This is a genomic window from Paraburkholderia yinzeri, from assembly GCF_046581065.1.
Lineage (GTDB): Bacteria > Pseudomonadota > Gammaproteobacteria > Burkholderiales > Burkholderiaceae > Paraburkholderia.
In genome coordinates this window covers 1,513,662-1,533,010 of record NZ_JBFOCJ010000001.1, presented here as the reverse complement: position 1 = coordinate 1,533,010, position 19,349 = coordinate 1,513,662, and the positions used below count along the sequence as shown (strand labels likewise).

Here is a 19,349-nt window from a genome sequence, read left to right as displayed (position 1 = left end):
CCGGCCGGCGATGCAGTATCGATGCCCTGCGCCGCGGGGGGCGCTGCCCGACCCACAAGGGACAGTCACTTTCCTACGAAACGGTCATCCGCGTGTCAACCCTGTCATCGATGTGGGTTACGTATTGATCGTTATATCTTTGCCAGCGTGGTCGCGGGTAACCCATATGCCGAATCGGGAGCAAGCCGCGCGAGCGCGGAAAAATTACGCGATATAGAAGCTACTGAGCCCCCAACGGCTCGGGAAATACGCGTACTCCGTCAGCCGAAATTTCGGAGCGAAACAGGCCAATGCTCATTTCTCGACCAAGTGATCTAAGTGCAAGCTTTTTCTCTCGAACTTGCTTGCGTGATTCGTCATTCTCGAACCAATTAAAAATCCACCGGCCTGTGTCGACAGCGCGCTGGGCCGTGCCTCGCTCACCAGGGTCCACACGATGGCCTCCATGGACAATTCGATGTCGGAGCTTTCGTGTCGCACGTAGTTCATTAGCGTGTCCGACCGGCAGCGTGCGCCTAGTGAGTTGCTCATATTTTTTCACACGTCGAGAAAAATCGGCTCTTGTACTTTTGATAAAAGTCTCCGCAGCCTTTTTGCTATTGGATTCCTTGATTAAACGGTACACCTCTGCCTCGACAATAACCTCAATCGCGGTCGTAATACGGCGGACTGCATCTGAATAGTTACCACGCTCCATAAAATTAATGGCATCGAGCAGTTCAAGCTCACCCTTACTTGGCAAATATCCAACAGCATGTTGTAGTTGCGGGGCATCGATAAATTGGATCTCGCCGGGAATCTCAGAAGGTCCCCCAAACATTATCCGATCGTCCCAACCTTTGTACGGGACCAGCAGACTGGAAGCCATCGTGCCCTCCCGTTGTATGTGCCATATTGGTACATCCCATGGCGCAACTTCGAATACGAAGTGATCGTATGTCGACAAGCGATATCCCCGGACAAGCTTGTTTACGATCGATATGTGGGCACGACAAAGTTCTTGCAAATAGAGGTGCACCGATGGGCCATGGGCAGCCACGTCTTGCTCCACCTTCCTCCAAACGTCTTCGTTGCATCTACTGGCAATTTTCACGACGGTTTTACATTTCCGCCAGAGGTACCCAAGTTCGGGTCTTTGTCGAAGGATATCTTGAATCGTATCAGGCAGCTGCTCTACTTGCCTAAGTGGACCTTGATAGGCCACGTATTTTTTCTCATCGCTAACACAACCCAGATGCAGTTCGAATGTCTCGTTTTCTATCCCTACGGCGAAACTGTGGCCGTCAACGACCACGGAAGTCTGTGCGGTGTTGACCATTAGCCAGTATGGAAGTTCGACACGCAAGGAGACGTCAACCCAAGGTGCCATCCAATCCAAGTCTTGACCTATAAAAAAGCTTTTCGGTACCTCGGGGGGAGATTTCTCGTTAGGTTCCATTTTTTCTATACGGGCAGTGAGACATCAGGGCTGCTGATGCTTGCTTGACGCCAAGAGGTCGAGACGTATTTGTCGGTTTTTAACCGCGTCACCATCCTAACATTGCGAGTGTCGGGAGCGAGGTGGGAAGTTGGTGCGCACGCACGTCTCCCAAAACGCTCAGATCAAGCGTAGGCACGTCCATCGGGAAGCTCTGGTGAAACTGGTAGTCCGACCAGATCTGGACCTTGCCATTCGTCGCTTCTTCCACTTCTTTGGCTAGCTGCTGCACACCGGCAATGTAGGGCTCCAACTGCTCGACCTCATCGGCATCGAGGCCGAATGCCTCCTGCAACTCTGCCACCGGGATCACTTTCGGGAAATCAGACATTGCTCTCACCTATTTTCCGCTTCTCTTGCCGAATGAATCCAATGATGTGATGCAGCCGAGTGGCAAAGCCGAAATATCGATTCTTTCGATTGTGCATCTCAATGAAAACCCCTTCCAAGACAACCTCACTGGAGTTCGGCTCCATTGAAATTCTCCACATTGGACTACCACTCATCCCTATTGGCTTAACAGGAACATTCTGAAATATGCCACGAACATCCACACCGTCATGAAGTTGGATGATTGCGTGATCGATCCTGTTCTTCTTGAATTCCACCTAGGGAACCGATTCATCATCATCAACAGCTTCATCAGAGAAGCTCTGCACATGCAGATGCAATCTATTTCTACGACTCAGAATGCTCTTGTTTCGGCTCTCCGGATAACCGAAAATTGCTCTTCCCCAAGATTGCATGTTCAGCCTTAGATCTAAAAACATCGAGGCGTCGATAACATTTATTGCATACTTTCGGAAAAATCCGTCTTCAAGCTTAATGACGACCATGTCCAGATGATCTTTCCCGTTAGCATCTAATGCCGCATTAAAAACCAAGACAGGAATTTCGATCATCAAAGCCGAATTCCGAGTCAGCAATAAATTTTTCTTGTGATCGAATTTCCGTAATGCATGCGCAGCAGACACCAAATATTCACTTCCATCGAGATTGATAAAAAAACAACTTGCAAATAGCTTGAGCCTTCCTTTACCAATCTCCTCGCACATCAATGGATAAGTGAACGATTCCTCCCTCCGCAAAGCAGGTCCAATCTGAGCGAATACATTTTGCGTCTCTTCAATCGTAGGCAGATTTGCCACGACACCCTCGCTTTCCCATCAGTTGGATGAGCCAGTGCTCTTGGCCAGGACCTCGATGCACCGCCCCATATTGCCTCAGTCTAGCGTCTTTCCCCACTTAAGGCGCGCTTAACGAAGATGTTCCAGGTATAAATGGCAATGCCTTTCAAGACCAGCCTTTGCAGGCCATAGGCCAGCACCAGCGCGCCCACAAACAAAACCTGGTGGCTCATGGGTGGGTCCATCAGCACCAGCGCCTTGCCTCCGTATTCGGCCAGGGTAAGTGAGCCAAAGCCTGACACGGCGGATATGCCAATGCATTACCCTATGTCCACGAGCCTGACAGAGACGATTCTGAGAGGTCGCTTTCTATCGTGGTCAATCAAATCTGTTCCGCCACTCCCTTTCCTGTTGCTCTTCTCGGCGCTTTTTCTCTTCTGCTTCCAGTTTACGATGCAGAGGTGGGCAATAAACCCTCCTTCCGGATTCATACTGAGGCACAAGAAAAAGAACGAGCCAAGCAAGTCCCAAAAGAGCGATCCAGATGAGTTGACTGGTACCCGAGTAGTCCTCGATCCAATGAGTGATCGTATGATTAGAGTTGTTCCCCGGCAGCCAGAAATTGAAAATCAAGTAAAACAATACATAAAAAGCATAAGTCTGAATTTCTGCCCTGTGAGCGCTCCCTCGATCCTCCTCTTTTTGATACTCCTTATATCGATCCATGAGGAACTCACTTTCTTCCTCATGAGCGGCATCTAGCAGTTCACTTGGCCGCACATACTTGTCTTCCCTGCCTTTTGGATAGAATGGCCGATCCTCGATTTCCAACCACTTTCTTTTGATTTGGTAAAAAGCCAACCACGCCCAATACTTCAATTGGAGATAAAATTATATAAATACTGCCATAGCAGTTGGGATGACAAGATTTGCCACTCCTGAAAATGCAATGAATATCAGCAAAATTTTCAATGCTAGAGCAGCGCCAAAGACATCCGATCCACCAATGGCATCTCTTACACCAAATCCGGAAAAATAAGATAAGGCAGCATCAGCAAAAAGTAAAAAACTTGCGGACAACAAGAAAAACTGCGGCTTCGTCGCTTTTTCAAGTAATGAAAGAAATTGTTCTCTGGAAAACCCTTCAAGAGCCATATCACCCCCGATATACGTCTGGCTTCAATTAATTACACCCCGCCATACTTGACCATCATCCATTCGGTGGCGCCATAGGGTTCAAGATCCTTGATTCGTTCCCGATATGTCTGTGCAATTGCGTCATCGTGCTTCACAAACCGTTCGTAGGCGGCGGCGATCATCCATGTTTCGGACAGTGCATTCTGAAGCGCGGCAGGGTCGGAAATCATCGCGACCATCTCATAGACGGAAGCCAATGGGACACGACCACGCACATACTGCAACAGCATCTGATGATACTGTGTTGTCGGCACGGAGCTGCGGTGAAGTATGTACTCTTCGAAGTACGGGTCGGCAGGAACCTCGCCGTTACTGCGCGCCCGAACAATGACGTAGAGTGCGGCCAGATAATCCTGGCTGATGGCGTCGGAGCCCCGCGCACAACGGTCAAGCATGTCGACCGTACCACTCCAGTCTCCTTTGAGCATTCGCGTCCAAGCCGATGAGCTGGTTACTTCGATATACCGCTGGTAGACAGCAGCAGGTTCAGCGGCGCTCGCCAGTTCGTGATGCATCTGGTCAAGGAGCGGCGCGGCCGCCGCGAGTGCGTCATCCTCCCGGTCCAGCGAAACGAGTGTCGTGACCCTCGACTGTTTCAATGAAATGTCGTCCGGGGCAAGCGCAATGGCCTTGTCGATGGCCAACAACGCCGGTGCATGCTGCGCCGTACCGTCCAAATAAGCCGATATTTCACCGTGTGCGTGAGCTTGTTCAGACGGCGTCGCTGCTGCCTGGAGCGACGCCTGTGCTGTGGCTAACTCCCGCTCTGCGGCATCGCGCATTGGGTTTGCATTGCCAAACGGGTGCTGGCGTTTGGCTGCCGCGTCGATTCCGAGGATGGACAACTTAATCTGGTACGCCGCGTTGATACTGTTTTCCGGCATCCATCGTGCAAATCGAATGTAATCCGCGCGAGCTCCGATTAAATCGCCCGACATCTCACGCACTCCACACCGCGGCCCCAATAGGCGGCCGCGAGTGCAGGCGCTATCCGGAGAGCATGGGAAAATGCTTCGATCGCATCCTGATGGCGGCCGGTACCCGCGAGAATCTTGCCGAACTCAAGATAGTAGATCGGCCCAAGCTTTGCATCCTGGTCATGTGCTGCGTCGTGCCTGGCGCGTATCCGCTTTTGAATCGCACGCGCGTATCCGAGATAGCTGTCTGAGAAGGACGCGAAGCACCCTGCTGTGGTAACGCCGTAGCAGGCTCAACTGCCCGGCAAGGGCCGCTCAGAAGCATAGCAATTATTGCGAGGAGGAATGGCTCTTTTATCACGACTATCTAGATCCTTCCTGGTCAATATTTGATAATGGCATCTTGCCAGATGCGATGTTGCATTGGCTACGCGTTGCAGCTTTTAGGCAGCGATCTTACTCGACTATGGTTGCTCTCGTTGCGGCGACAGCGCAATCGTCTATGCCGATAGTCGACGATCTGCCCGTGCGCGTCGAACGGTTGAATGCGCAACCGACTGCGCTCATGCCCCGTCCGGGTTCTATGCGTCATACATCGGCATGTTCGACTATTAGCTCACGAACTGGACGCGCTCCGCGTTGTCGATGCATTCCATGCATTGCGGGCCGAACGGTTGGGCGAGAATTCCACGCTTGAATTTCACCATGAAGGATGGGCCATCTTTGCGCGCCTGCGCATGGGCTTTCCACAAGAATCCTTGAATCAGCTTAAACGGCTCTGTTCTGTAGTACACGATCACTTCGAGCGGTACGTCAAGTCCTGGCACCCATCTCTCGATCACGAGAACATCCGCCTTTGCGCCATCACTCTGAGTGATGACTCCCTCCCGTCCAGAGGACCATCCCGAGCCAGCGGTCGCCCGTTCTCGGGCTGATTGCGCGGTTGCGACTGCTTCGTGTTGCGTTACTGCGGGATACGGAACCGGTGTGGGGGTTTCGTTATCCCAGTAGACGACGTACGGGACAGTCAATTCGCCGGGCGCTAGAAGATGCTGAACATGAATCGCGTGGCTGAACGCATACCCCATGTAGAAGGCCAAGCGCTTTTCGTCGATCGCCGCTTTCCGCCGTTTGCTGCCGAAAATATCCCCGAATCCGATCATCATATATCCCCCGCCTTATTGGCCATTGCCGGATTGTCGATGATTTCGACCCTGGAGTCGAACGACCGCTAATGGCTGCGCGCGAACTGTAGCCGGTGGGAACGACTTCAGCGCGCGCGCCGCAAGCGTTCGCTCGGCGAAATCGAAGGGGCAGATTGCAAACGCTCGCCGAAACTCTTCCTCTGCAACACTACGCTGATTGTGGGTGAGATATTTCTCCGCGATATAGGCCGCGGTTTCACACCGCCTCTGCTGCATTTCCTCCGGGTCGCCATGCGCGCTTGCGGCCCTCAGTTCACGTTCATCGAGCTTGCCCGCTGCATATTCAATCAGGGGATACGGCCACGCAGAATGATCGTTAAGGTGAGTCATGGCGTTGGCCATATAGGGTCGGTCGTCGGCACCCATATGCTGCGTGGAAATATGACGCCACATGAGCGCGTATTCCGCGTCATGTTCGTCAGCTTTCTCATGGACCGACAGCCACGTGTCGGCATCGCGAGCCGCACCGGCGTAGTCGCCCTGATAAAACCGGAGCTGCATTCGCTGGCTCACCACCCAGTAGGATGTGGGATCGAGCTTTGCAGCACGCTCGTTGTCGAGGAGCGCATCTTCATCGCGATCCATGTCCATCAGCGTGTTTCCCCGGCCGACGTAAAAATACGGATCACTCTGCGGGGTCCGGAGGAGTTCGTTGAATTCGTTCAGGGACGCCTGAGTTTGACCCATCTCGTGCAGCAGTACCGCCAGGGAGTATCGCGCATCGACGTCGCCGGGGTCCAGCCGTATGGCCGTTTCGTAATCCATGAGTGACTTGCCATACTCATCCTCCTCGAGATCCCCGCGACTTGCATACAGGCTGGCGATTTCGGGTGCGAGGGTGATCGCAGCGTCAATGCAGGCAATAGCGTCCTCTTCACGGTGCCCCAGATCGTACAGTTGCGACGCGATCTTGTACCGGTTCACGGCATTGACCTTGTCGGTGGTAGCGTCTCGTCTTGCGACCCACGCAAAATCATCCGCAGCTTTTCCATATTCTTTCATCTGCCAGAAGAGTACGCCGCGGCCCAGGTGTGCAACGCTCATATCCGGGTTGAGCGCAAGCGCTGCATTGAAGTCGGTCAAGGCAGCCGGAAAATCGTTCAGTTTGTAATATGCCTCTGCGCGCCCAAAGGCCGCCTCGGCGAGACGGGGACTTTTCGCGAGTGCCAGTGTGAAATCGCCGACGGCATTCCGGTACTGACCGAGCAATATGTACACCCCTCCTCTCTGCAGAAGGGCGCGAGGCGTCGGATCCGCTTTTATTGCACGGTCGAGATAGCCAAGCGCCTCGGTGTATCGCTTTGCCAATACCGCCTGGTAACCGGGCTGAAGACGGGTGATGGCGTTCCCCGGTAGCGTCGATGCCGTTGCCCACGGAAAGTGGATTGTCGGTTCCGCAGCGTCGATTGCGCCGACATCGGGAACAAGCGCCGCGTCGGCAACGCCAGTACATCCGGCGGCGACCAGCAAACACAGAAAGGATTCCTTGATACGCATATTCACAGGCATGTCAGGGGTTGATGGTAGGAGAAATCGACGGCTTCTCCGATCAAATGAAGTCTTGCGCCGGCCCCCTTCTTTGCTGCCGCAGGGCAGCTCCAGCACGGGCCAGCATCGCCTGCGCCGAGGTGCGGCACAATAATGACGTGCCGCACCTCGGCGGCACGCTCCTGGCCACTCTCGAGATCGATGCGGGCGTCCCCTGATGCTCAAACGCCTCGAAGCCTTCGTGCACGGGCAGTGCTCGTCGTACGTGGAGTGGCACTGCCTCTAGCTCTTCTGGCGACCGCAGCGGTCATAAGGATGATTGGCCACAACGGGTTCTTCAGAATTGCGCCATCACCTGGAAGCCAAGCGTGACGCGTGCCGTATCGAATCCGGCGGGCTTGTAAATCGGCGTACCCGCAAACAGGTCATACGACAGCCCGGCAATGTGCACCGGGATACCACCACGGATACCGACCACCGTCCCGGCGAGCTGCGTACCTGCCAGGGCCGCTGTGTTCGGACCAAACACGTGGCCGTAGTCGAGTCCCGCGTAGAGCGTCTGCCCCGTGTGCCCAAGTGGCACCTGCAGTTCGTTGCGCCAGTAGAAGCCACGTTCGGCGGCAAGCATCTTTTCGCCGTCGAACCCGCGCACCGTATAACGGCCGCCAATGGCGAGATCGTCGACATAGAACAGCGTGTCGCCCGTGACCTGTCCGTGCAGCGTCGTCACATACTGCAGCGGCTGCGTGCCGATTGTGAAGGGAACGGACAGGTTGGCGTCGAGCACGCCCATATGGAATCGGTAGGTCGGGCCGGTGGGATACGGGTCGGGCGTTGCCCCGAGGCCACCGATGCCCTGACGGTAGGCCAGCGTACCGTCGAACTGTGCGGCGCCGAAATAATGGCGATCCGTGATACCGCCCTCGACGAAAGTGTTGTTATAGCCCTGCGTGGGAATGGTCGTGTCGTCAATGAAGCTCGCGCCCCAACGCTTGGACAGCTGGAATTCCATCCCGAAAATATCGTCCTGGCTGCGGCGCAACACGCGCTGCAGCTTCAGGCCGACTATTTGCTGGTTACCACTCGACACGAACGTCTGGTTCACACCGGCAATCTGCTGGTAATACGTGTTCGTATTGCCGAACAGCGTGGCCGTCCAGTAACCCCACGGCACCGAGTACGAACCATTGAAACCGTGCGAGCCGAGGTCCTTGTCGCCCAGCTCCAGGTCCTGGTTCGCGCCGAGCGTGAGAATGTCATTGAGACCGAGCGGATTGTTGAGACCAAAGCTCAGGTTGCCCTGCAGTTTGCCCGTGGCGCGCGTGCCCGAGTTCCTCCCGCCGCGCCCCCGTCAGAAGCAACGCCTGCAGATACGCGGCGATGACGGGGTTATCAAGCTTGCATGCCGCCCCGAACCAGGGTTTGAGCTGTTCCCGCTGCAGACAGTCGGTCCTCGCCCGCTTCTTCGGAACACTGCGGCGCACCGCGCGCGCACCACACGCCTGTTCAGGGGCCAGTCCTGTGAAATCCGGCTGTTCCGCACACCAGTTAAGGCATGCCCGTAGCAGCCGGAAAGCAAGGGCCGCCTGCGTCGCGCGCACCGGGCTTTCGCGCGCAAGCCAGCCGGCGATCACATTGGAGTCCAGCTCCGCCAGAGGTGTGTCGAGCAGCGATGCGAGTACGCCAGGCACCGTCTTCCTGTCACTGCGCTTGCGCTCCTCGCCACCGCGATGCACGACCTTCTCGTGATCCCTGGTGTGACGCTCGCTCCAACGCGTCCGGTGTGCCTCGACGTAAACGCTCCACGCTTCGTCAAGCGTTCTCTCACGGCGCGCCAGCTCGACGCGTTGCGATTCGACGCGCACCACGGCCGCGGCCTTCTCCACCCGGGGGTCCCGCCCATCGTCGATGAGCTGTTGCAATTCACGCGCCTTGTGCCGGGCGCGGTCGATATCCCATACGCGCGTATCGCCGATCGTCGTGCGGATCGTGCGGCCCGCAATGCGCCCCTGGAAGATGTAGGAAACGCTGCCGGGCGTCGCCCGCAACGCAAGACCGGGTGCACCGGAGTCCCAGAGGAATACCTGTCTGGCACCAGGTGGGCAGCAAAAGTCGCGCACTCGCGCGGCAGTAAAGTTGACTCGGGCCATGGGTGTGTAACACCTGCGTAAGCAGATCGAGTTAATGTCTTACGATTATACAACATTAACTTTCAATTCTTTCTTGTACGCAACCCGTTGAATTCTCGGACTTTTCCCTCCTTGATCTACGCCTGATAACGTCGACAAATGCCCCTTAAGTACGGACTTTTAATCCGTTGGTCACAGGTTCGAATCCCGTACGGCCTACCACTTACCCTTGGGTAAGGAAAATCAAGCACTTGCGAGTTCGCGGTGCTTTTTTTTCGTCTATGGCGTCTGTCCATCAGACGCCAGGCACCGACCTCTTGCCGGAAGCCCACCGCAACGCTTGTGGTTCTCCCACTACGCGGCATAGTCCCCTCTCCAAAAATCCTCCTCGCACGCCCCGTACACGGCATTACGGGTTCGCTTTCGCGAGAAGAGAAGTCCGGTCGTCCAAAGACAGCCTCTCCTTCGCATAACCAGGCAAGCAAAGCGGGAAATCCGGCTCTCTCTTCGGTATCTTCAAAGACGGAACCGCGCCACTGATTCCACGAGTTGCGCTGCCTGCTGCTTCAAACTCTCGGCCGCTGCCGCGCTTTCCTCCACGAGCGTCGCATTCTGCTGGGTCAACCGATCCATCTGCCCCACAGCCTCCCCCATCTGTTCGACTCCGGCACTCTGCTCCACGCTCGCGCTACTGATCTCGCCGACGATGACCGCCACGCGTCCGGTGGCGCCGACGATCTGCGTCATCGTCGCGCCCGCCTCGTCCACGAGCGCGGTACCTCGCTCGATCCGCTCGACGCTGTCCGCAATCAACGTCTGAATCTCCCTCGCAGCCTTGGCACTGCGCTGTGCGAGGCTGCGGACTTCGGCGGCGACCACCGCGAAACCCCGCCCCTGTCCTCCGGCCCGCGCCGCCTCGACCGCCGCGTTAAGAGCGAGGATGTTGGTCTGCGCGGCGATCTCGTCGATCATGCCGGTGATGTCGGCGATCTTGCAGGAGCTCTCGTGGATACCCTTCATGGTCTCGACCACCTGGCCCACCACCTGCCCGCCTTGCAAGGCGATCGACGAGGCACCGGTGGCCAGGTCACTGGCTTGCCGCGCATGCTCGGCGTTCTGCCGCACCGTCGCGCTTAGCTGTTCCATCGAAGCCGCCGTTTCCTGCAGCACACTGGCCTGTTCCTCGGTGCGCTGGCTCAGCCAGGCATTGCCGGTCGCGATCTGGGTCGAACCGATCGCAATCGAATCGCTGCTGTTGCGCACATGCAGGACGATGTGGGCCAGCGAGGCCGACATCGCTTTCATGGCTGCCATCAGGCTCTCCGTGTCACCCGCGCGAAGAGGCAGGTTCACGTCGAGATTGCCGGTGGCGATCCGGCGCGCGGCATCGCGCGCATCGTCGGGCTCGCCGCCGAGCTTGCGTGTGATCACACGAGAAAACAGGACAGCACCGGCAACGCCTGCCCCGAGCGTAAGCGCCATCGCGCCGACGCTCACCAGCATCGCACTCCTCTGTTTCTGCTTTGCCTCGACGATAGCGGCGGCGGTCTGCTCGACGATCGCCGTACCCGATTCGCGCAGCAGGATCACGGGTTCACGGTCGATGCCGTCCACTGCGCGGTCGCCAACCTCGGCGTCGAATCCCGACGCCCTGAATGCTTCGAGCGCCCGGCGAAACGCCTCCCCCATCTCCCGGTGGAGCACGTTGAATCGTTCGATTTTCGAACGGGTCTCGCCGGGCGGCAGCTCTCGGGCAAGCTTTTCCGTGACAGCCTGGCAAGCAGCCTCGTATTTCTGGAAGGCACCCCAGTACCGGTCGAACAGTTTGGTATCCTTACCACGCAACAGGATATCCTTGCCGTTCTGCACCTGGTTTTTGAAAGCCACCAGGGCTTCGGCAACCTGGCGCTCCTCGGCGCCGTCCACTTCGATGAGCCGCTCATACGTGCTCGCGGCATGGTCCATGCGTGACACGCCGAACCAACCCGCGGCCGAGGCAGCCAGCAGCGCGGTGCTCAATGCGAGAGGGAGTTGATGAACCAGTTTCATACGTCCCCTCTGCGAGTGCGACGCACGAGCGTCACTTCACAAAGGCAACGCTGACCGGGGTCGGCAGTGCAACGGACTCCCCTGTACCGGTGACCTTCCCGGAAACGGAATCGACACTGAACACGCTCACGTTTCCGCTACGCTGGTTGGCGACCAGCAGCCACTTCCCGGACGAATCGATCGCAAATCCCCACGGCCGGTCGCCGCCGGCGGACGTGCGTTGGATCTCCGCGAGTTCCCCCGTCTGCGGGTTCACGCGATAGACAACGAGTGCATTTTCGCCGCGGTCTTCGACATAGACAAAACGGCCGTCCTGGCTGAGCGCGATTTCGGCACCGCTCTTCACGCCGTCGAATCCGGGACTGGTGACCGGCAAGGACTGCACGAGCGTCAGCGTCCCTTGCCCGGCATCCCAACGCAGGACCATGACCTCGGCACTTAGTTCGGTAAGCAGATAAACGAACTCGCCGCTCGAACCGAAGAGGAGATGACGGGGACCGCTACCCGGCGGCGCCACAAAGGTGCCCGGATCGTTCCCGTCGCCCGCCGACAATGCGTGGGTCGCCCGATCGAAGCGGTAAACAAACACGCGATCCGCGCCCAGGTCGGGGACCAGTGCGTATCGGCCCGACGGATCGACGACGGCGCTATGCGCATGCGCGCTCGCCTGCCGCCGGTTCGGTCCGGAGCCGGTTTCGGTGACGGTGGACACGCGTGCGCCAAGGCTTCCATCCGGATTGATCGAGACGCTCGACACGGACCCGCTGGCGTAATTGGCCGCGAGCAAGGTCATCGAAGGCGGGTCCAGCACCAGATTCGTCGTTCCCTTGCCGCCGGAAGCGACCACGTTGATCTTGCTGAGCGAGCCGGTCCCGCGATTCACGGCATAAGCGGTGATGCTGCCTTCTCTTGCGTTATCGTCGTCGACACCGTACAGCACCGGCAATTGCGGATGCGCGGCAACCCACGTGGTCTTCGGCCCTTCTGCGACCGTGCCGATCTCCGTCAGTTTCCCGGTAGCGGTATCGAGGCGCAGCGCGCGAATCTGGGCCTGCTGCGTGCCGACGTAGACGAACTCCGTTTGCGTGTCCCCACTCGACCTCGCAGCACGGCTGCCCGTTCCCGCCATGCCCGCCGACACGGCCAGCCCGATCACTGCCACAACGAATCCGTACCGCATCAGCATTCTTCCAGGAAAGGATTGCACCATCACCCCATGTTCCGATCCCCGGCTTGCCAATGCGCCGCTATCGCGAACAGCCGGATCAAGCGTATTCGCTTCACATCCGGGCGTCCCTGTACAAAAGTCCGATTCGCCGGGACTTTTCTACTCCGAGGGCCCGCCGCGATGAGGCTGCTGCCGCGCTGCCGCGCGGAACTGGCTCGGTGTTTGCCCGACTTCCCGGCGAAAGAAGCGCGTGAAATACGCCGCGTCGGCAAAGCCGAGCCCGAAGGCGATCTGCTCCACCGACATATTGCCGAAGATGAGATTGCGCTTTGCCTCGGTAATGATGCGCGCGTGGATCATTTTGGTCGGGTTCTGTTCCGCGGCGGAAGCGCAGGCCGCGCGCAACTGCACCGGAGAAACCGCCATCATCGCGGCGTAGTCCTGCAGCGAGAGATTGTCGCGATAATGCTGATCGATCAGCTTGCGGAAGCGGTCCACGAGCCGGATATCGTTGCGTGTCTCGCCTTCGCTGCTGCCCGGGTCCAGACTCGCTTCGCGAAGCAGCATCAACAGCAGCATCGTGAGCAGCGCCTCCGTTCCCACTACCCGGCCGACGGCTTCGGACTCGACCTCCTGCTTGAGCTTCCCAACGAGGCTGTAGAAGTCGAGGCCTGTCTCGGCCGAACCGGAAAGCGGAATCACGCGAGGCCATTCCCAAAGCCCGATGAACTCGTGGAGCTTGGCATTCACCTGAGTCAGATAGGACTCCTCGATCGTCACGACCCATCGGTCCACATCGACTTCGTAGTCGAGGCCGTGAACGCATTCGGTGGGCAGCAGCAACGCGCAGGGTCCCTCGAACGGCACGCTGCTCCCGTCGAGATTCATGACGCCGCGTCCGCTGCGCACGAAAATCACCTGCCCGTAGGCAGGATGCGCATGCGGCTCGGTGCGCCAGCGGCCCCGGTCGGTGACGTGCCCGACGTGCACGAACCAGTTTTGCTGCTCGGGCCGCTCGACATACAAACGAACCTTGGGCACGGTAGTGCGTTTCGCTTTGCCGTCTCGTGTGCGCGGCCCTTTCGCAATGGCGCGGTGTGTCATGCCGTCTCCTCATCGAATCGCATCATAACCCTCTCGCGGGGCCAGCGAAAAGAGACCACATCGTTTCATGGCTTTTCGCGAGCCATCCTGGTCATGCGATGAAAAGTGCCAGCGAATCTGATTTTTGTGTAAAGGCAGGCGTCCTGCCTTCCCCTACCATTCCTCACCACCAAGACAGGATGCCCTGCGCTGATGGGTTCAACGAGTTGTTCAGCGCGTTGTTAACGGGACAAACCCGGGACAGACCCGGGGTGAATCGAGAGTCGGGAAACGACCGCGTCTTATCTATCAGCATAAAACCAGACTGGACGGAGACATGAAAAGTATACCGGTAGCGTTGCGCGCGCCGCTTCTTGGCGCGACCCTGTTTTGCTGTTTGAACCCGTTCGGCCGCGCGGAAGAAGTGCTTACCGCGCCGAACGCCTCCGCACCGCCGCAGACCCAGCAAGCGGTTCCCAATGGGGCTGCGCCGCCGCAGACCGTAGGCGAACCCGATGAACCGCCGGCCGTGTGGAACGACACCTTCATCGGCTATCGCTGGGGTACGAACTTCCACTATCCGGGCGTGCCCTCTTCGGTCATGCAGAACGTCGGCTACCTCTCGACCATTGGCGGTTTCAAGTACGGCAGCTACGCATTCAACGTCGACTACCTCGTTTCGAACGCGGCCAATCCGGAAGTCGGCGGCCCGCAGAACGGCGGCGCCCAGGAGGTGTACAGCGTCGGCCGCGTCGAACTCAGCGCCGGCAAGATCCTCGGCCGCTACCTCGGCTATGGCTTCATTCGCGATTACGGCCTCACGCTCGGTTACGAATTCGGCACGAAGAACGATGCCTACGGCGAGCGGGCGCGCATGCTCGTGGCAGGGCCGACGGTAGAGTTCAGCATTCCGCATGGTTACTGGAACCTCACGGCCGGCGTGCGCACCGAGAGCAATCACAACGGCATTACTGGTGTCGACGTCCACTTCAACCCGGCGTGGCACATCGAAAGTTCGTGGCTCTATCCGTTCCGTGTGGGGCCCGTGCCGCTCGTCTTCCGCGGCTTCGCGAGCGTGACCGGCCCCAAGGGGCGCGATGGTTTCGGCGTGCAGACCACCACCGAGTTCCTGACGCGCCTCTCCCTGCTGGCCGATATCGGTTCGTTCGCGGGCCATCCGCGCACCGTTTATGCGGGCGTCGGCTACGAGTACTGGTACCACATGTACGGCTCACCCACTAACGAAACCACGGGTACTATCACGTCTGCGCCGATGCTGATGGCCGAAATCCACTTTTAGGCAGCGCTCGTTCCGAACATGATCAGTGGCGACCCGCCGTAGGGGTCGCCACTGGTCGTTTAAGACTTTCCAGAACGACTTCTGCCGTTTGCCATGTGTTGCCCCGATGACAGACCCCGTCCCTGAGAATCCGTCGTTCCGCTACTTCTTTCTGAGCCGTGTGGCGACGACGCTGTCCAACCAGATGCTCATGGTGATCGTCGGCTGGCAGATGTACGACATCACGCGCAGCGCCTTTTATCTCGGACTGGTTGGCCTCGTGCAATTCGTGCCAGCGCTCGCGCTAAGTCTCGTGGTGGGTCAGGTGGCCGACCGCTACGACCGCCGCCGCATTCTGATGGCGTGCCTCGCGGCACAGGCGGGTATCGCAGGACTGCTCCTCGCGAGCACGCTGGGCGGTTGGGCAGGACGGGACGTCATTCTGTTCGCCGCACTGTGCCTCGGCACGGCGAAGGCGTTCCAGATGCCCACCCAGCAGGCGCTTCTGCCCATGCTCGTTCCGCTGTCCGCGTTGCCGAAAGCGCTGGCCATCAATTCGACCGGAACGCAGTTCGCCACCATTGTGGGACCGGCAATCGGAGGCTTCCTGTACGTGGCCGGCGCCGCCGGCGTCTACGGGACCTGCGCGGCAATCAGCCTGTTCGCCGCGGCCATGATCTATCTGACCCGCCATGAACCGGTGCGCGTTCTGCGCGAGCCGGTGACGCTGGCAAGCGTGTTCGCGGGAATCGGCTTTATCTGGAGGCGCGAAGCGGTGCTGGGCGCCATCTCGCTGGATCTCTTCGCGGTTCTGTTCGGCGGCGCGACGGCCCTGCTGCCCGTCTTCGCCCGCGATGTCCTGCACACCGGTTCATGGGGCCTCGGCCTGCTGAGATCGGCGCCCGCGGTCGGTGCCCTGCTGGTTTCGCTGCGTCTTGCGCACCACCCCATCCAGCGCCGCGTCGGCAAGCTGATGTTCGGCGCGGTCGCGCTATACGGACTCGCCACTCTCGTTTTCGCGCTCTCCCGCTCTTTCCCGCTGTCGCTCGCCGCACTCGCACTGACCGGCGCCTTCGACATGGTCAGCGTCGTCGTGCGCCAATCGCTGGTTCAACTCGAAACGCCGAACGAAATGCGCGGGCGCGTGAGCGCAGTCAACTCGATCTTTATCGGCGCCTCGAATCAGCTCGGCGAATTCGAGTCCGGCGTCACGGCCGGCTGGTTCGGCGCGGTTCCCTCCGTCGTGCTCGGCGGGGTGACCACCATGCTGATCGTCGCGCTCTGGATGAGGCTGTTTCCCTCTCTCGCCAGCCGGGAAAGGCTAACCGCTTCGTGATCCGGCGCCCGCGTCTTGCAGGCTTTTTTCTCTTCCTTTGGAGTCGCAATGCAGATTCAGGAACACACGGCCGCTCAAGTCCACGCTGCCGCCACGGCGGCCGCCCGGGCCGCCGACGACTGGGCTCAATCGTCGGCGCAAACGCGCGCCACGCTCTTACGCGGACTGGCCGACGTTCTCGCGGCGAATCGCGAAGCGCTCGTTCGTCTCGCCGACGAAGAGACGTCGCTCGGACCCGCAAGGCTCAATGGCGAACTCGACCGCACGCAATTTCAGCTGCGCGGTTTCGCCGATCACGTGGAAGCCGGACATGCCTTCACCCTGTCCGACGATCCCGCGATTGCCGGCGCGCCGCCTGCAGGGCGCCCGCATCTGACCCGCGTGCGCATACCAGTCGGCCCCGTGGCCATGTTCTCGGCAAGCAATTTTCCGTTCGCGTTCTCCGTCCTCGGCGGCGATACCGCCTCGGCACTGGCCGCGGGCTGCCCGGTGGTGGTCAAAGCGCACCCCGGTCATCCGCGGCTCTCGCGCAAGGTCTTCGAACTCGCGCAATCGGTGCTGGCGCAGCAGGATCTGCCCGCCGGCCTGTTCGGCATGGTAGAGGGGGCGGGCGTCGAGGTCGGCGTCGAACTCGTACGCCACCCGCACATGGCGGCTGTCGCGTTCACGGGCTCGTTCAAGGGCGGCGCGGCGCTGTGGGCGCAGGCGAACGCGCGCGTGCGGCCGATTCCGTTCTATGGCGAACTGGGCTCGATCAATCCCGTCATCGCGCTGCCCTCGGCGCTCGCCGGGCAGGCTGAGGAACTGGCGCAGGTTCTGGCGGCCTCCATCGAATTCGGCTGCGGGCAGGTCTGCACGAGTCCCGGTGTCGTCGTCCTGTTCGAGGGCGCGGACGCCGACCGCTTCGAAGCGGCGCTACGCGACGCGCTGCAGACGAAACAACCGCATGCGATGCTGACGCCTGGCATGAAGCGCAACTTCGACGCCGGTGTGGCGCGTCTGCTCGGGACACCTGGCGTACAAACGATACTGGCGGGCGAGTCGAGCGGCGACGAGCATGCCCCGCCGCGACCGGTGCTCGCCCGAACCGTCGCGAAGAACTTCGTGGCACAAGCCGCATTGCACGAAGAGGTGTTCGGTCCCGCCTGCCTGCTCGTGCGCGTGGCCTCCTTCGACGAGATCGTCGACGTGCTGGCCGCGATCGGCGGAACCCTCACAGTCACGCTGTGGGGAGCGGAGAACGAAACGCCCGATGTACGGCGTGTCGCGCGCCGTGCCGCGCAGATCGCCGGGCGCGTGCTGTTCGGCGGCGTCCCCACGGGCGTAGCCGTGACGGGTAGCCAGCAGCACGGCGGCCCCTGGCCGGCATCGACGCAGCCCTTCACGACTTCGGTGGGCTACGCCGCGATGGAGCGCTTCCTTCGACCGGTGGCGCTGCAGAGCGCGCCCGGCTGGTTGAGCGAACGGGCCGGGCGGCCTTGCTGACGCGTTCGAAACACGGCTAGCGTCGGACCCAAAGAGAGACACAGGTGGAGACAGTTCAATCGAAGCAGTCCGCAGCGGAGAATCCCTGGGGCGTTCTCGTGCTGCTCGCGCTGGGTCTCATGATTTCCTTCGTCGACCGAACGAGTCTGTCCGCGGCACTCGCGGACAGGCATTTCATCCGCGAGTTCGCGCTGACGAGCGTCGAGCGCGGCTGGCTCAATTCCGCCGTCTTCTGGTCCTACGGTCTCGCGCAGATGCCGATGGGCTGGCTCGTCGACCGCTATGGCGTGAAGTGGCTCTATACCGTCTGCTTCGCCGTCTGGTGCATCGCGGCCGCCGCGACGGGGCTCGTGACGACGCTCGCGGCGCTCATCGTCGTGCGGCTCGTCATCGGCCTTGCCGAGTCCGTCGTGATTCCGGCCACCTATCGCTACCTCGCGAACCACTTCGAGGAGACGCAAAAGGGCACGGCGCTCGGAATCTTCTCGATTGGCGGCAAGATGGGGCCCGCGCTCGGCGCACCGATCGCGGCATGGATGATCGTTGCGTACTCATGGAAGGCGATGTTCGTCGCGACGGGGCTCATCGGGCTGATCTGGCTGCTGCCCTGGCTGCTGATGGTGCGCAACGACTATCCGACGCGGGAGCAACTGGCAAAGGCCGTACACCGCGCCGCCTCCGTGCCGCTGCGCAACCTGCTGGCCAGCCCGGTCGTCTGGGGCGGACTGATCAACAACTTCTGCTACAGCTATTTCGCGTTCTATTGCATGACCTGGATGCCGGCCTATCTGGTCGAGCAACGCGGCTTGTCCCTCGAAAAATCGGGGGTGTACACCTTCATCAGCTTTGTCGGCATCGCGGTCGTGGCCGCGCTCGCGGGATGGGCCGCGGACCGGATCATCGCCGGCGGTGGCGACGCTGTCGCCGTGCGCAAATCGTTTATCGTTACCGGGTTCATGGGCGCCACGACTGTATTGCTCGGCGCCTCGGCGCATTCGGTGGCCATTGCGCTGTTCTGGAACGTGCTCTCGCTCTCGTTGCTGGGCCTCGTCACGGCCAACAACCTCGCGCTGTGCAAGCTGACGCTGATCCCGAAGCAGGCAGTCGGTTTGAACACCGGCTTGCAGCAGGTGGCCACCAGTCTCGCGGGCGGTGTCTCGGCCAGCCTTTCGGGTTGGTTGCTCCATGTTGGCGGTAGTTATACGCTGCCCATGACGGCGATCTTCGCATTCCTGCTGCTGGGTGCGACGAGTACGGTGGTCCTGCTGCGGCGAGAATGGGCGCCAAAGGTCAACGACGTCCCGCTCGAATCCTGATGCCGCCGCGCGGCGGCACTTCGGCAACACTTCATATCGAAGCCAATAAAAAAGCGCCGTGCTTTCGCACGGCGCCCTCTTTACAGCCCGGCA

At 59.7% G+C, this 19,349-nt stretch carries 17 protein-coding genes and 1 pseudogene; 4 read left to right on the top strand and 14 right to left on the bottom strand.

Going from position 1 to position 19,349, the window contains the following annotated elements; translation table 11 throughout:
* Positions 1–220: 220 nt before the first annotated feature.
* The 14 genes and pseudogenes from WJ542_RS07305 to WJ542_RS07240 all read right to left on the bottom strand — a co-directional run bounded on the left by WJ542_RS07305 (position 221) and on the right by WJ542_RS07240 (position 13,861).
* Positions 221–1,438: a hypothetical protein gene (locus WJ542_RS07305; RefSeq protein WP_411188629.1), complete on the bottom strand. Its 1,218-nt coding sequence runs from the start codon at positions 1,436–1,438 to the stop codon at positions 221–223.
* A gap of 88 nt (positions 1,439–1,526) precedes the next feature.
* On the bottom strand, positions 1,527–1,808 hold the full coding sequence (locus WJ542_RS07300) for a hypothetical protein (RefSeq protein WP_411188628.1): 282 nt from the start codon (positions 1,806–1,808) through the stop codon (positions 1,527–1,529).
* Between the two features lie 277 nt (positions 1,809–2,085).
* A complete protein-coding gene (locus WJ542_RS07295) occupies positions 2,086–2,625 on the bottom strand; it encodes a hypothetical protein (protein WP_411188627.1) in 540 nt (179 codons plus the stop codon).
* Positions 2,626–2,705: 80 nt separating this feature from the next.
* A complete protein-coding gene (locus tag WJ542_RS07290) occupies positions 2,706–2,906 on the bottom strand; it encodes a hypothetical protein (protein ID WP_411188626.1) in 201 nt (66 codons plus the stop codon).
* A gap of 76 nt (positions 2,907–2,982) precedes the next feature.
* Positions 2,983–3,435, bottom strand: a complete 453-nt coding sequence (locus tag WJ542_RS07285) for a hypothetical protein (protein WP_411188625.1) — start codon at positions 3,433–3,435, stop codon at positions 2,983–2,985.
* 60 nt (positions 3,436–3,495) lie between these two features.
* Positions 3,496–3,759, bottom strand: coding sequence for a hypothetical protein (locus tag WJ542_RS07280; RefSeq protein WP_411188624.1), 264 nt, complete (start codon positions 3,757–3,759; stop codon positions 3,496–3,498).
* A 32-nt stretch (positions 3,760–3,791) separates the two neighbouring features.
* A complete protein-coding gene (locus tag WJ542_RS07275; RefSeq protein WP_411188623.1) occupies positions 3,792–4,739 on the bottom strand; it encodes a hypothetical protein in 948 nt (315 codons plus the stop codon).
* A 590-nt stretch (positions 4,740–5,329) separates the two neighbouring features.
* A complete protein-coding gene (locus tag WJ542_RS07270) occupies positions 5,330–5,884 on the bottom strand; it encodes a hypothetical protein (protein ID WP_411188622.1) in 555 nt (184 codons plus the stop codon).
* 12 nt (positions 5,885–5,896) lie between these two features.
* Positions 5,897–7,528: a tetratricopeptide repeat protein gene (locus tag WJ542_RS07265; protein WP_411188621.1), complete on the bottom strand. Its 1,632-nt coding sequence runs from the start codon at positions 7,526–7,528 to the stop codon at positions 5,897–5,899.
* A gap of 220 nt (positions 7,529–7,748) precedes the next feature.
* Positions 7,749–8,744: pseudogene (locus WJ542_RS07260) on the bottom strand (ShlB/FhaC/HecB family hemolysin secretion/activation protein); the annotation flags it as partial.
* A complete protein-coding gene (locus WJ542_RS07255; RefSeq protein ID WP_411188620.1) occupies positions 8,668–9,561 on the bottom strand; it encodes an integrase arm-type DNA-binding domain-containing protein in 894 nt (297 codons plus the stop codon). The pseudogene WJ542_RS07260 and the gene WJ542_RS07255, both read right to left, overlap by 77 nt.
* Before the next feature lie 495 nt (positions 9,562–10,056).
* Positions 10,057–11,589, bottom strand: a complete 1,533-nt coding sequence (locus tag WJ542_RS07250; RefSeq protein ID WP_411188619.1) for a methyl-accepting chemotaxis protein — start codon at positions 11,587–11,589, stop codon at positions 10,057–10,059.
* Between the two features lie 31 nt (positions 11,590–11,620).
* Positions 11,621–12,751, bottom strand: coding sequence for a lactonase family protein (locus WJ542_RS07245; protein WP_411188618.1), 1,131 nt, complete (start codon positions 12,749–12,751; stop codon positions 11,621–11,623).
* Positions 12,752–12,916: 165 nt separating this feature from the next.
* Entirely contained in the window at positions 12,917–13,861 is a 945-nt protein-coding gene (locus tag WJ542_RS07240; RefSeq protein WP_411188617.1) for a helix-turn-helix domain-containing protein, read from the bottom strand.
* A 316-nt stretch (positions 13,862–14,177) separates the two neighbouring features.
* Between WJ542_RS07240 and WJ542_RS07235 the strand changes: the two genes are divergently transcribed.
* The 4 genes from WJ542_RS07235 to WJ542_RS07220 all read left to right on the top strand — a co-directional run bounded on the left by WJ542_RS07235 (position 14,178) and on the right by WJ542_RS07220 (position 19,256).
* A complete protein-coding gene (locus WJ542_RS07235) occupies positions 14,178–15,140 on the top strand; it encodes a hypothetical protein (RefSeq protein ID WP_411188616.1) in 963 nt (320 codons plus the stop codon).
* 106 nt (positions 15,141–15,246) lie between these two features.
* Complete coding sequence (locus tag WJ542_RS07230) at positions 15,247–16,455, top strand: MFS transporter (protein WP_411188615.1); 1,209 nt, start codon at positions 15,247–15,249, stop codon at positions 16,453–16,455.
* Positions 16,456–16,503: 48 nt separating this feature from the next.
* Entirely contained in the window at positions 16,504–17,940 is a 1,437-nt protein-coding gene (locus WJ542_RS07225; protein ID WP_411188614.1) for an aldehyde dehydrogenase (NADP(+)), read from the top strand.
* A gap of 44 nt (positions 17,941–17,984) precedes the next feature.
* Entirely contained in the window at positions 17,985–19,256 is a 1,272-nt protein-coding gene (locus WJ542_RS07220; RefSeq protein WP_411188613.1) for an MFS transporter, read from the top strand.
* Positions 19,257–19,349: the final 93 nt, after the last annotated feature.

Excerpts from the sequence above, each read along its gene's own strand:
- WJ542_RS07305 (WP_411188629.1), bottom strand. The coding sequence starts at position 1,438 with ATGGAACCTAACGAGAAATCTCCCCCCGAGGTACCGAAAAGCTTTTTT.
- WJ542_RS07300 (WP_411188628.1), bottom strand. The coding sequence starts at position 1,808 with ATGTCTGATTTCCCGAAAGTGATCCCGGTGGCAGAGTTGCAGGAGGCA.
- WJ542_RS07280 (WP_411188624.1), bottom strand. The coding sequence starts at position 3,759 with ATGGCTCTTGAAGGGTTTTCCAGAGAACAATTTCTTTCATTACTTGAA.
- WJ542_RS07275 (WP_411188623.1), bottom strand. The coding sequence starts at position 4,739 with ATGTCGGGCGATTTAATCGGAGCTCGCGCGGATTACATTCGATTTGCA.
- WJ542_RS07270 (WP_411188622.1), bottom strand. The coding sequence starts at position 5,884 with ATGATGATCGGATTCGGGGATATTTTCGGCAGCAAACGGCGGAAAGCG.
- WJ542_RS07255 (WP_411188620.1), bottom strand. The coding sequence starts at position 9,561 with ATGGCCCGAGTCAACTTTACTGCCGCGCGAGTGCGCGACTTTTGCTGC.
- WJ542_RS07250 (WP_411188619.1), bottom strand. The coding sequence starts at position 11,589 with ATGAAACTGGTTCATCAACTCCCTCTCGCATTGAGCACCGCGCTGCTG.
- WJ542_RS07240 (WP_411188617.1), bottom strand. The coding sequence starts at position 13,861 with ATGACACACCGCGCCATTGCGAAAGGGCCGCGCACACGAGACGGCAAA.
- WJ542_RS07235 (WP_411188616.1), top strand. The coding sequence starts at position 14,178 with ATGAAAAGTATACCGGTAGCGTTGCGCGCGCCGCTTCTTGGCGCGACC.
- WJ542_RS07230 (WP_411188615.1), top strand. The coding sequence starts at position 15,247 with ATGACAGACCCCGTCCCTGAGAATCCGTCGTTCCGCTACTTCTTTCTG.
- WJ542_RS07225 (WP_411188614.1), top strand. The coding sequence starts at position 16,504 with ATGCAGATTCAGGAACACACGGCCGCTCAAGTCCACGCTGCCGCCACG.